Origin of the sequence: Streptomyces tritici (assembly GCF_048500665.1) — a bacterium.
GTDB lineage: Bacteria > Actinomycetota > Actinomycetes > Streptomycetales > Streptomycetaceae > Streptomyces > Streptomyces tritici.
The window spans coordinates 6,750,892-6,762,190 of record NZ_CP183183.1 but is presented as its reverse complement, the minus strand read 5'-3'; the positions used below and the strand labels follow the sequence as shown (position 1 = coordinate 6,762,190).

Annotated in this window: 13 protein-coding genes and 2 pseudogenes; 7 read left to right on the top strand and 8 right to left on the bottom strand. The window is 74.0% G+C overall.

Features of this window, described 5'->3' with window-relative positions; translation table 11 throughout:
* Positions 1–3: 3 nt before the first annotated feature.
* The 5 genes and pseudogenes from ACNJ93_RS31035 to ACNJ93_RS31015 all read right to left on the bottom strand — a co-directional run bounded on the left by ACNJ93_RS31035 (position 4) and on the right by ACNJ93_RS31015 (position 3,830).
* A complete protein-coding gene (locus tag ACNJ93_RS31035; protein ID WP_418961587.1) occupies positions 4–471 on the bottom strand; it encodes a discoidin domain-containing protein in 468 nt (155 codons plus the stop codon).
* Positions 454–1,242, bottom strand: a pseudogene (locus tag ACNJ93_RS31030) (Tat pathway signal sequence domain protein); the annotation flags it as partial. The gene ACNJ93_RS31035 and the pseudogene ACNJ93_RS31030, both read right to left, overlap by 18 nt.
* A 118-nt stretch (positions 1,243–1,360) precedes the next feature.
* On the bottom strand, positions 1,361–2,059 hold the full coding sequence (locus ACNJ93_RS31025) for a DUF6766 family protein (protein ID WP_418960784.1): 699 nt from the start codon (positions 2,057–2,059) through the stop codon (positions 1,361–1,363).
* 76 nt (positions 2,060–2,135) lie between these two features.
* Positions 2,136–2,567 (bottom strand): hypothetical protein, encoded by a 432-nt coding sequence (locus ACNJ93_RS31020; RefSeq protein ID WP_418960783.1) that lies wholly within the window; start codon positions 2,565–2,567, stop codon positions 2,136–2,138.
* Between the two features lie 81 nt (positions 2,568–2,648).
* Positions 2,649–3,830, bottom strand: coding sequence for an amidinotransferase (locus ACNJ93_RS31015; RefSeq protein WP_418960782.1), 1,182 nt, complete (start codon positions 3,828–3,830; stop codon positions 2,649–2,651).
* A gap of 136 nt (positions 3,831–3,966) precedes the next feature.
* Here ACNJ93_RS31015 and ACNJ93_RS31010 point away from each other — a divergent pair, with 136 nt between their 5' ends.
* The 3 genes from ACNJ93_RS31010 (at position 3,967) to ACNJ93_RS31000 (ending at position 5,564) form a co-directional block, all read left to right on the top strand.
* Positions 3,967–4,617 carry a UdgX family uracil-DNA binding protein gene (locus tag ACNJ93_RS31010; RefSeq protein ID WP_418960781.1) on the top strand — a complete coding sequence of 217 codons (651 nt, stop codon included), beginning with the start codon at positions 3,967–3,969 and terminating at the stop codon, positions 4,615–4,617.
* 186 nt (positions 4,618–4,803) lie between these two features.
* On the top strand, positions 4,804–5,358 hold the full coding sequence (locus tag ACNJ93_RS31005) for an SRPBCC family protein (protein ID WP_418961586.1): 555 nt from the start codon (positions 4,804–4,806) through the stop codon (positions 5,356–5,358).
* Between the two features lie 50 nt (positions 5,359–5,408).
* On the top strand, positions 5,409–5,564 hold the full coding sequence (locus ACNJ93_RS31000) for a hydrophobic protein (RefSeq protein WP_418960780.1): 156 nt from the start codon (positions 5,409–5,411) through the stop codon (positions 5,562–5,564).
* A 92-nt stretch (positions 5,565–5,656) separates the two neighbouring features.
* Here ACNJ93_RS31000 and ACNJ93_RS30995 read toward each other — a convergent pair whose 3' ends face one another.
* The gene (locus ACNJ93_RS30995; protein WP_418960779.1) at positions 5,657–5,995 is read right to left on the bottom strand and encodes a DUF3040 domain-containing protein; all 339 of its coding nucleotides are present in this window, start codon (positions 5,993–5,995) and stop codon (positions 5,657–5,659) included.
* A gap of 106 nt (positions 5,996–6,101) precedes the next feature.
* A pseudogene (locus tag ACNJ93_RS30990) lies at positions 6,102–6,490 on the bottom strand (zinc-binding dehydrogenase); the annotation flags it as partial.
* 85 nt (positions 6,491–6,575) lie between these two features.
* Here ACNJ93_RS30990 and ACNJ93_RS30985 point away from each other — a divergent pair.
* Together ACNJ93_RS30985 and ACNJ93_RS30980 are read left to right on the top strand one after the other, a co-directional pair.
* The gene (locus tag ACNJ93_RS30985; RefSeq protein WP_418960778.1) at positions 6,576–7,925 is read left to right on the top strand and encodes a nicotinate phosphoribosyltransferase; all 1,350 of its coding nucleotides are present in this window, start codon (positions 6,576–6,578) and stop codon (positions 7,923–7,925) included.
* On the top strand, positions 7,922–8,797 hold the full coding sequence (locus ACNJ93_RS30980) for a potassium channel family protein (RefSeq protein WP_418960777.1): 876 nt from the start codon (positions 7,922–7,924) through the stop codon (positions 8,795–8,797). Before ACNJ93_RS30985 ends, ACNJ93_RS30980 begins: the two co-directional genes overlap by 4 nt.
* A 19-nt stretch (positions 8,798–8,816) precedes the next feature.
* Here the strand turns inward: ACNJ93_RS30980 and ACNJ93_RS30975 are convergent, their stop codons facing one another.
* Positions 8,817–9,647: a class I SAM-dependent methyltransferase gene (locus ACNJ93_RS30975; RefSeq protein ID WP_418960776.1), complete on the bottom strand. Its 831-nt coding sequence runs from the start codon at positions 9,645–9,647 to the stop codon at positions 8,817–8,819.
* 240 nt (positions 9,648–9,887) lie between these two features.
* Between ACNJ93_RS30975 and ACNJ93_RS30970 the strand changes: the two genes are divergently transcribed.
* On the top strand, positions 9,888–10,091 hold the full coding sequence (locus ACNJ93_RS30970) for an MbtH family protein (RefSeq protein WP_418960775.1): 204 nt from the start codon (positions 9,888–9,890) through the stop codon (positions 10,089–10,091).
* Positions 10,092–10,265: 174 nt separating this feature from the next.
* Complete coding sequence (locus ACNJ93_RS30965) at positions 10,266–11,261, top strand: LysR family transcriptional regulator (RefSeq protein WP_418960774.1); 996 nt, start codon at positions 10,266–10,268, stop codon at positions 11,259–11,261.
* The last annotated feature ends 38 nt before the right edge of the window (positions 11,262–11,299 follow it).

Sequence of the window (11,299 nt, the reverse complement as noted above, 5' to 3'; positions counted from 1 at the left end):
GCTCTACGGCGCGGCGGCCGCGGGGGTCCCGTACACCTTGAACTCCCAGAGGGAGTAGCCGTACGGGGTGCCGCGCTGGGTGCCGAGCACGCGGACGTAGCGGGCGGTGCCGGTCACGGTCACCTCGTCGGTCCCTCCGTCGCCGGTGGTGGTGGAGTGGAGGTCGGTCCAGGCGGCGCCGTCCGGGGAGCCCTGGATGCGGTACGCCCGGGCGTGGGCCGCCTCCCAGTCGAGCCGGACCCGCGCGAGGGCGGCCGGGGCGCCGAGGTCGACGCGCAGCCACTGCGGGTCGGCCCCCTCGGCGGAGGCCCAGCGGGTGCCGGACGAGCCGTCGACGGCGCGGCCGGGCTCGAAGCCGGCGGCCTCGACGGACGAGGCGGTGGCGGGCCTGCCCTGGGAGAGCAGGGTCGGGGCGGGCGTGGGGCCGGGCGTCGGGGCGGGGCCGGTGCCGGTCAGCTGGTAGGCGCGCATGTCGCGCAGCAGCAGGTAGGTGTCGCGCAGCGAGCCCGAGGTGTCGCCGAGGGAGCGGTAGATGCCCCACTTGGGGCGGACCCGGTCGGCGAGGAAGGTGTCCACGCCGGTCTTCCTGGCGTCCACGACGGTGGTGCCGCCGTCCTTGACGACCCAGCGGACGGAGCCGGCCGTGCCGTCGCCGATCTTCATCTCGTACTCGATGTCGATCCACTTGTTCTGCAGCGGCGCGAGGTCCGTGCGGCCGACGAGGATGTCGCCCTCGAAGATCTTGTGCTCGATGGTCTGCACGCCGTTCACCCGGCGCAGCGAGGTCACGGTGATCGGGGAGGTGCCGGGTCCGGGCTGCTTGGTCTGCATGACGTGGGTGAACGTGGTGGTCGCCATGAGGGAGCTCGGGATGTACATGGAGTACGTGACCCGCCAGGTCTCGCCGGGCTTCCAGGAGAGGTACCCGGACGGGGTGCGGTTGCCGGTCACCTCCTGGCGCTGCCGGTCGGTCGCGATGTCCCGGTCTACCATGTGCATGTCAAATCGATAGTTGTCGCCGGAGACCTTGATGTGCGGCTGACCGCCGGGATGGGAGTCCGCGCGGTCGTCCTCGACGGTCTCGAAGGCCCCCAGCCCGTCGCTCGCCGCACTGGGCGACCAGCGGAGCGTCCAGGTGGCCGTCTCCCCGGCGCCGGCCGGGGCGGGGAGCAGCGCGAGCAGGGTGAGGGCGAATGCGGACAGGGCCGCCAGAGCGACCGGGATCACGCGCCGGGGCGTCATGCGCCACCTCCGGTGAGGGAGTCGTTGGGGACGCCATACTGCCGGGCCCGGACCCGGTTAGTAAAGGTTCCTGACAGTTGGCGCGGGAACGGGCCGGGCCTCCCACGGCCCCCGCGTCTCAGCCCTCGACACCCGTGGCGGTGTGCGGCGAGCCCACCGGCTTGGACTCCGGGGAGCCGCGCTGGCGCAGGTAGACGGAGAGAATCGCCATGGTCGCGACGGCCAGCAGCTCGGACTGCCAGTTCTGCAGCGAGCGGTTCCAGAAGTCCGCCGAGCCGAGGTACGTGACCCAGTCGAGGGGTTCCTGCAGTTGCCTCAGGCGCACGTCGTTGTACGCGGCGACGCCGGCGACCGACTGCGCCAGCCAGGACAGCAGGAACAGCGCGGCCATGGTCAGGCCGAGGGAGCGCGAGTACAGGGTCTGGCGCCAGTCCTTGGTGCCGGCCCAGCGCGGCGAGTCCTCCCGCGCGTGATCGCCCATGCGCTGGTACTCCTCGCTCTCGATGCCCGCCCGGTCCAGCGGCTTCGACTCCGGCGAGCCGTGCTGCAGCAGATGGACGGTGGCGAAGATGAAGAGGAAGAACTGCAGGAACTCGGACTGCCAGTTCTCGGTGACGTCGACGGCGAAGTCGGAGGACATCAGATAGTCCCCGAAGCCGATCCGCTGGAGCCCCTCGACGGCGAGCTGTTCGTTGAACTCGGCGTACCCGGCGACCGCCTGGGCGGCGACCACGAGGAAGAACCCCGCGCCGAACGCGAGGGACAGGGCGTTCGCCCCCCAGAAGCCGATGTGCTTGCCGTCGGCCTTCGGGCTCACCGGTGCATCAGTCCCATCGCCGTGAAGTAGGCGAGCCCGGCCAGGATCGTCACCAGACAGCCCACGAACATCACCTTCATCCGCTTCCCTTCAGCAGACAGTCGTACGGCTGGTCCCCGCCCTGCCGGTCGCAGCCGGCGGCGGTGATCCGCCATCCGTCGTCGAACAGGGAGAGAAAGAGCGTGTCGCCCTTCATGCGCAGCAGCGCCTGCCGGCCGTAGACCTCCACCCCGTCCGCCGCACCCGGCGCCGGCAGGCCCAGGGAGCGCAGCGCCGGGCCGCAGGGGTCCTGCTCGTCCGCCACGAGCTGCTCCCGGCTCACCGGAGCGAGCAGCCGGCAGGCGGCGGGGTAGTCCCGGGCGGACAGCGCGGCCGCGTAGGCCCGGCCCGTGCGCAACGCCCCGTCCTCACGCGCCGCCGGTGCGCCGCAGGCGCACAGGGCGGCCAGGGCGAGCACGCCGCCCGCCCGCACCGCTGCTTTTCGCATCATCGCCACGGTGCCATGCATGCCCGGAGGCGGGCCGCGCACGCGCACCGGTCGGCCGAACGGGTGGCCCCGCCGTGCACGGGACCGCCGCGGCGGCCGCGTTCAGTCGGTGTACGACTGCAGTTCGCCCCGGCGGCGGATGTCGAGCGTGGCGCAGTGGAACGAGCCGCCGAACGGCGCGTAGTGCATCAGGTCGCAGGGGATGGGCTCGAACCCCCAGCGCTCCAGCGCGCGGAGCATGTCGGTGTGGTGGCGCTCGGCGATCACCCGGTGCTCGTCGATCATGAGCACGTTCAGGCTGAGCCACTTCCCGCACATCGAGGTGAGCCGCAGCAGCGGCTCGTCGATCGGCTGCGGCTCGGGGGCGACCAGGACGTCCCAGGAGCGCAGCACCTCGGGGAGCCGGTCGACGTCGAGGTACTCGGGGTTGACCAGGACCTTGCCGGGCGCGAGCGGCAGGAAGGTGGTGTCGATGTGCATCGGGGTGGGGCAGCGGCTCTCGAACTCGTGGATGCGGTAGCCGGGGCCGAGGTGGCGGCGCAGCCACTCGATGCCCATGCGGTTGGTGACGTTGCTCGGCGTGACGAAGAGGTCCCGGCCCGCGCGGACGAAGTCCGCGGCGTCGAACACCGGCTCGAACTCGGTGACGAGGCGGCGCGGGGGCTCCCCCGGCCGCGGCGGCCGGTAGTCCGGGTCGTACAGCTCGTCCGTCAGCTGCGGTCGCGGCGCGGCCGTCCAGCGCGCGCCGCGCCGGAAGTAGTCCTTGAGGAGCGAGCGGTACGCGTGGGTCTCGAAGTAGCGGCACGGCCAGGCCATCGGGGTCTCGATGATCTCGTCGCCGATCACCAGCATGCAGTCGCGCGGGCAGGCGGTGCAGAAACCGCGCGAGGACCAGTCGGGGGTGCCGAACCGGCGCCGCTGGTCGACCGGATCGGGCCGGCGCACGGTGACGCCCAGCGAGCCCAGCAGCTCGATGAAACCGTCGAGTTCCTCCTGCGCCGGGCCGGTCAGCACCCGGGGGTAGCGGAACCCCGAGGCCAGTCCCGTCGCCCGCGCGGCCCGGGGCGGGATGTTGCAGGTGACGGCCGGATGACGGCCCGGGATGATCGCGCCGTCCAGCCGGCCGACGACGACCTCCTCCAGCGGATCCCACTCGTTGTGCGAACCGACCGGGGAGACGAGCGCCTCGGTGGTGCCGGTCGGCTCCGGCGCCTCCTGAGGGCCGGGCGGCCGCGCGGGGGCGGCGGTCGAGGGTGCGAAGGGCTGGTTCCGAAGGGCCGGCATGAGGGCCTCCCGCCGTCGGTCGGCTTCCGGGTACGCCACGGCGACTACCCCGCGCGCCGCGGGCCAGGCATGCGGTCCGGCAGTCCGGGCACCCGCCCCGCAGAGACCCGACCGGGCGGCGGAGGAGGCGACGCCCATGACCGGTGAACGGGACCAGACGGGCGAGCGGTACGACGCGACGCCGTACTTGCCGGCGCGCGGCGGACTGCCCGCGCACCAGCGGGCCGCGGCCGACTGCCGCGGCTGTCCGCTGTACCGGGACGCGACCGGGACCGTCTTCGGGCGGGGCGATCCGCACGCCCGGGTGATGCTGGTCGGCGAACAGCCCGGCGACCAGGAGGACCGCGAGGGCCTGCCCTTCGTCGGCCCGGCGGGGCGGCTGCTGCGCAAGGCGCTCGACGAGGCGGGCATCGACCAGGACGGCGTGTACGTCACGAACGCCGTCAAGCACTTCAAGTTCACCCGCAAGGAGACCGGCAAGCGACGGATCCACAAGCAGCCCAGCCTGCGCGAGACCCTGGCCTGCCGGCCCTGGCTGATGGCGGAACTCCGGCTGGTCGAACCCGAGTTGGTGATCGTCCTGGGAGCGACCGCGGGCCGCGCCCTGCTGGGCCCCTCGTTCCGCGTCGGCACCGACCGCGGCACGCCGATGCCGCTGCCGGACTCCGAGGACGGCACGCTGGTGCTGGCGACCGTGCACCCGTCGGCGGTGCTGCGGGCCGAGGACCGGGAGGCGATGTACGCGGGACTGCTCGCCGATCTGCGCACCGCCGCGGGGGTCCTGTGACGCTCGCCCCGACGATTCGCGGCTTCTGTCCGTGCCGGACTGCATGGGCCTGCCCTACCCGGGTACCCGCACTGTCGCCGGGCCGTGTGCAGGGGCCCGCACCATGGCCCCGCACGACGGCAACGCGCGGAGCCGGCCGTCCTCGTGACGGGCCGTGCTCCGCCAAGGCCGAGGGAGATGAACGAGATGGTGCACGACACGATCAAGGTGGACGCCCCGCTGCGCGAGGTCTACGACCAGTGGACCCAGTTCGAGGAGTTCCCGCGCTTCATGGACGGCGTGGAGTCGGTCGAGCAGCTGGACGACACGCACTGCCACTGGAGGACGAAGATCGCCGGGGTGACCCGGGAGTTCGACACGGAGATCGTCGACCAGCTTCCCGACGAGCGGATCTCGTGGCGCACGGTCGGCGGCGACACGAAGCAGAAGGGCGTCGTCACCTTCCAGCGCCTGGACGACATGCACACGCGGGTGACGCTGGCGATGGAGGTCGAGCCGGAGGGTCTGGCCGAGAAGGCGGCGTCGGCCGTCGGCATGATCGACAGCCGGGTCGAGGGCGATCTGCACCGCTTCAAGGAGTACATCGAGGGCCGCGGCGAGGCGACGGGCGGCTGGCGGGGACGCGTACGTCCCGGGGACGCGACGAGCGGCTCCGCGGACACGGGCCCGATGGGCCGCGGCGGGACGTCACCGGGTGGTCCTCCGGCGGAGCCCGGGCCGAAGGATCTGCCGCCGATGTGAGCGGGCGTCGTCGACGTCCGTCCGGGCCGGAGACACAAGGAGGTTCCGTCATGGTCCCGCTTCTTCTCGTCCTGTTGGTGATCCTGGTGCTGTTCGGGGCGGGGTTCGCCGTCGAGGTGCTGTGGTACCTCGCCATCGCCCTGCTCGTCCTGTGGCTGCTCGGCTTCCTGCTGCGCAGCGGATCGGGCCGCTGGTACCGATGGTGAGCGACACCGGCACCGCCGGACCGAACGCACCGCACGACGCCCGCCGTCCCTCCTTTCGGGAGGGACGGCGGGCGTCGCATTGCTCCGCCGGTTCAGGGACCGCGGCGGGGTGCGGAGCAGCGCCGGCACCAGCGGACCAGCAGGCAGGTCAGCCAGCCGACCGTGAGCGCCCAGACGACCGCGAACGCCCACACCAGCGCGGGCGAGCCGGTCTGGACGGCGCGCACCATCAAGGTGGCGGCCGTCGCCAGCGCGGCGGCCACGCCGAAGGCGAGCAGCCGGCGCCGCGCCCGGGGCGGCCGGGACCGCGTGGCCGTCAGACTGCGGCGCATCGTGCGCAGCTCGCGGTCGAGCGTCGTGTCGCGCCCGAGCGACTCCTCGATCTCGGACAGGATGCGCCGCTCGCGCGGCGAGAGCCGGACCTCGCCCATCACCCACACCTCCGGTACGGCCCGATCTCGGTCACGAGGCGGATACCCAGCCGCCCCGGCGCCAGACGTCCCCTCCCCCGGCCCCTCCCCCGGCCCCGGCGGCGGGTCACCCGGACTCCGGAGCCTCGGAGAGCTGCACGGCGGTGTGCTCGGGGCCGCCGAGGGCGACCTTGAGGGCGCCGGTGTCCGCCGCGCGGCCGAACACCTCGTACGCCTCCTCCATCCGCGCGAGTTCGAAGCGGTGGGTGATCAGTTCCCCGGCCGGCAGCCGTCCGGCCGCCGGCATGCGCAGCAGCATCGGCGCGGAGGAGGTGTCCACCAGTCCGGTGGTGATGGTGACGTCCTTGATCCACAGGTCTTCGAGGTGCAGCTCCGCGGGCTTGCCGTGGACGCCGATGTCGGCGACCCGGCCGCCGGCCGGACGGTCCGGGTGCACAGCTCGAAGGTCGCCGGGATGCCGACCGCCTCCATGGCGACGTCCGCGCCGAGTCCCTCCCCGCTCCCGGGCCGCCGCAACCCGGGCGGGGCGTCGCGGGCCCGTCCCCGTGCGGACCGCGGGACGGCCGCGCATGCTCGAAGCATGTCCGAGGTCACCAGCACCGACCTGTACGAGGTGACGATGGCGCTGTCGTACCTGCGGGAGGACATGCGGGCGCAGGCCACCTTCGGTCTCTTCGTGCGCGAGCTGCCGCCCGGGCGCGGCTTCCTCGTCGCCGCGGGGCTGGAGCCGGCCCTCGACCACCTCGCCCGCTTCCGGGTGGGCCGTTCCGACGTGGAGGCGTTCGCCGAGGTGCTGCGCCGGCCCGCGGCGGACCTCGAACCGCTGCACGGCCTGTCCTTCGACGGGGAGGTCCGCGCCGTGCCGGAGGGACGGCTGGTCCTGGCCGGGGAGCCGCTCCTGGAGGTCACCGCGCCGCTGCCGCAGGCCCAGCTCGTGGAGACGTCCCTGCTGTCCCTGGTCTGCCATCAGACCGCGGTGGCCTCCAAGGCGGCCCGGTGCGTGCTCGCCGCCGCCGGGCGGACGCTCGTGGACTTCTCGCTGCGCCGCACCCACGGCCCCGAGGCGGGGCTCCAGGCAGCGCGCCTCGGGGCGCTGGTCGGTTTCGCCGGGACCAGCAACGTCGCCGCCGCCCGCCGCTTCGGCATCCCGGCCGCCGGCACGATGGCGCACTCGTACATCGAGGCGTTCCCGTCGGAGGAGGCGGCCTTCCGGGCCTTCGCCCGCGCCCACCCCGGGCCGGTGACCTTCCTGGTCGACACGTACGACACCGACGCCGGCGTGGCGACGGCCGCGCGCGTGCTGCGCGACCTCCGGCTCGGCCCGGGCTGCGCGATCCGCCTCGACAGCGGCGACCTGGACGCGCAGGCCCGGCGGGCCCGTGCCGCGCTGGACGCGGCGGGGCTCGCGGACGTGCGGATCATCGCGAGCGGCGGCCTCGACGAGTACGCCGTCGACCGGCTCGTCCGGCAGGGGGCGCCGATCGACGCGTACGCCGTGGGCACGAAGGTCGGCACGGCCGCGGACGCGCCGTACCTGGACGCGGCGTACAAGCTGGTCGAGTACGACGGGCGGCCGGTGATGAAGCTGTCGCCGGGAAAGGCGACGGCGCCGGGCCGCAAGCAGGTCTTCCGCGGCCCCGGGCTGCGGGACGTGATCGGTCTGGAGAACGAGGAGCCGCCCGAGGGCACCGAACCGCTGCTGCGCACGGTGATGCGCGGCGGTCTGCGCACCGACGCCCCGGACACCCTGGCCGCCGCCCGCGCCCGCTTCGAGGCGGACCTCGCCGAACTGCCCGACGAGGCGCGGCGCGTCGACGGTCCGACACCGCCGGCGGCCACCCCGTCGACACGGCTGTCCGCGCTGACGGCCGTCGTCCGGCACCGGGTCGAGGCGCGCACGGGCCGCCCCGGAGGGCGGGCGCTCGCATGACGTGGCTGTCGACGTGCGCGGGCGCCGTGCTGGTCCTGTTCGTGCTGCGGGACGTCTTCCACACGCTCTGGCATCCGACGCGGCACGGCGGCCTGAGCCGGCTGGCGATGCGGACGGTGTGGCGGCTGTCGTCCCGCTTCGGCCGGCGGCTGCGGCCGACGGGCCTCGCCGGGCCCATCGGCATGATGACGGTCGTCGCGCTGTGGACGCTGACCGTGGCGGTCGGCTGGGCGCTTCTCTACTGGCCGCGCATGCCGGACGGATTCACCTACAGCGCGGGCCTCACCCCCGAGGAGCACTCCGGCCCGCTCGACGCCCTGTACCTGTCCCTGGTCACCCTGGCCACCCTCGGCCTCGGCGACGTCGCGCCGGCCACGGGCTGGCTGCGCGTCCTCGGGCCCGTGGAGGCGCTCGTGGGCTTCGCGCTGCTGTCGGCGACGGTGGCCTGGATCCTCGGGATCTACCCGGCCCTCGCCCGTCGCAGGGCGCTCGCCCTGCGGCTGTCCCATGTGCGCCGCAGCCCGGCCACGGCGCAGGCCCTCGACTCGGACGGGGGCGCGGCCCTCCTGGACGGTCTCGCCTCGGCCCTGTCGACGGTGACGGTCGACTTCCTCCAGTACCCGGAGTCGTACTACTTCTACGACGTGGACGAGCGCACCTCCCTGCCGGGGCAGCTCGGCTACGCCGTCGGCCTGGCGGACCAGGCGGCGCGCGCCCGCCATCCCGACGTCCGGCTGTCCGCGGCCGTGCTGCGCACGGCCCTGGAGGACCTGGCGGCCGTCATGGACGAACGGTTCCTGGGCGCGGGCCTGCCGCCCGAGCGCGTCTTCGCCGCCTACGCCGCCGACCACGGCCGGGACCGCCTGTCGTGAGCGGCCGAGGCGTGAGCGGCTACTCCGTGGGGCCCGCGGTCCCGCCGGGCTTGCGGCCCCAAACGGTGAGGAGGCCGGCGGAGAGGGCGGCGCAGTCGTCGGAGTCGAGGTAGCGCAGCGCCTCGTCGACGGCCGCGTCGTCGACCTCGCCGGTGGCGAGCATCGCCTCCCTGCTGCGCTCCCAGGTGTCCGCCCAGAACCGGCTGATGGGGCTGCCCGGCGACAGGGGCGGCACGTGGATCTCGGCGGCGACGGGCCTGAGGCCTGCAGCGCGCAACAGCCGCGGGTAGGAAGGCACCCAGGAGACGTCGGTGCCGATGGCGGTGCGCAGCCCCTGCCACATCGCGGGCATCACCGCGGTGTACGGGGTGCCCGGCGTCCGGTCGCTCGTCAGGTCCACCGCGTCGCCGAGCACCAGCAGCCCGCCGGGCTCGACGAGGTCGGCCAGCCGCGCGACGAGCCGTTCGTGGTCGGGCAGGTGCATCAGGACGAAGCGGGCGTGGACGAGCCGGAAGCGGCCGGGGGCGAAGTCCGGGTCGGTGAGGTCGGCCTCCAGCACCTCCAGGCCGGGCATGGGCCGCTCGGCGAGGAAGCGCACGTCGCGGTCCACGGCGAGCACGCCCGCCACGCCGGCCTCGTCCAGGAGCCGGCGCGAGACGGTCCCCGTCCCGGCGCCGACGTCGAGACAGCGCCAGCCGGGCCCGACGCCGAGCGCCCGGAGCCGGGCCAGGGTGAGGTCGTCGTAGGCGAGGGCGCCGTAGTCGATGCGCGCCCCTTCGCCGGCGCGTTCGGGCCGGAAGACGGCCTCGCCGTAACGCCCGGGCGCGGGAGTGCCCTCCCGTGGTGTCATGGCCGAACCTCTTCACGCGGTGGGGGCGGTGCGGGGCGGGCGTCCGGGCCCGCCAGACCGATCCTGCACGCCGGTCCGCCCGCGTGGCCGAGGCGCGCCGCCGCGCGCACCGATCGGCGCAAGGAGACGCGGGCGGCCGCCGGACCCCGGGCTTTGCTGAAAAGGATCTTGTGGGGGGCGGTGCCGGGCACGCAGGCTGAGGGCGTTTCGCAAGCCAGTCCAGTCGCGCAGGGGGTCACGGTGCAGAGCACGGATGTCGAGGGCCGGTACGTGGTCGTGGTGAACGACGAGGAGCAGTACTCCATCTGGCGCGAGGGGCGCGAGCTTCCCGCGGGCTGGCGGGAGGCCGGATTCGCCGGGGCGAAGGAGGAGTGCCTGGCCCACGTCGAGGAGGTCTGGACCGACCAGCGGCCGCTGAGCGTCCGGGGGCACTCCGCCGGCTGACGGACGGCCCCGCCTCGCGCGGGAGGGGTTCGCGCGGGTGCGTCCTCGGCGCACCCGCGCCTTTTACCGCCCGCCCCGATTGTTTTCGGCCATTCGACAGTATTGAGGTTTCGTCATGTTCCAGGTTCGTTTCTCCGGAGCGTCCGCGGCGGTCACGGGCGGGCGGCCACGCCCGTGAGCCGGCCCGGCCGCGTCGCGGGGTCGCTCGATCTGCGGCAGCTCGCCACCTTTCACCGCGTCGCCACGCTGCGGAGTTTCACCAAAGCCGCATCCGCGCTGAATTACGCCCAGTCCAGCGTGACCAGTCAGATAAAGAATCTCGAAGTGTCCCTGGGCGTGGATCTCTTCGAACGCACCCGGGGACAGGTGCGGCTCACCCCGGCCGGTGAGGAGCTCGTCCCGTACGCGGAGCGCATCCTGTCGCTCGTCGACGAGGCCCGGGAGAGGACGGCCGGCTGGGCGGAGCCCTCGGGCGTGCTGACCGTCGGGGCGATCGAGAGCCTCACCTCGTACCGGATGCCGCCGGTCCTGGAGTACTTCCACCGCCGGTTCCCGCTGCTGCGGCTCTCGCTGCGGCCGGGGTCGGCCGCGCAGATCTGCGAGGCGCTGCGGCAGGGCACGCTGGACATGGGCCTGTTCATGGACGCGCGCACGGAGCACGCGGGGCTGCACACGGAGGTGCTGCGCGACGAGCCGCTCGTCGCGGTCGCCGCGCCCGACCACCCGCTCACCCGGCTCTCCGGCGTCAGTACGGGGGACCTGGCGACGGCCCCGGTCCTGGTGCCCGAGCCGGGGGCCTGCTACCGGGGCCTGCTGGAGGCGGAGCTGACGGGGACGGTCGGCCCGCCGGGGCCCTCGATGCTGGAGTTCGGCACCGTCGAGTCCATCAAGCGCGGGGTGGCCGCGGGGCTGGGCGTGAGCGTGCTGCCGGAGTTCGCGGTGGCGGACGGCCTGGCGGCGGGCAGCCTGGTGGAGCTGGAGTGGCGGGCGCCGTTCACCGTCCGCACGCAGATCGCCTGGCGGCGCAGTCAGCGGGTCAGCCGGGCCATGCGGGCCTTCATCGAGCAGACGGGCATCGCCTCGGCGGGGAGCACGGCGGCCCCGGCCGCGGTCCCGGCGGCGGCCCCGGCGAGGAGAATTCGGGCCGATCGAATTCTTCGATGCCTCTGATCGGAAACGCCGGTCCGGGACCGATTGACCCTGTCGAT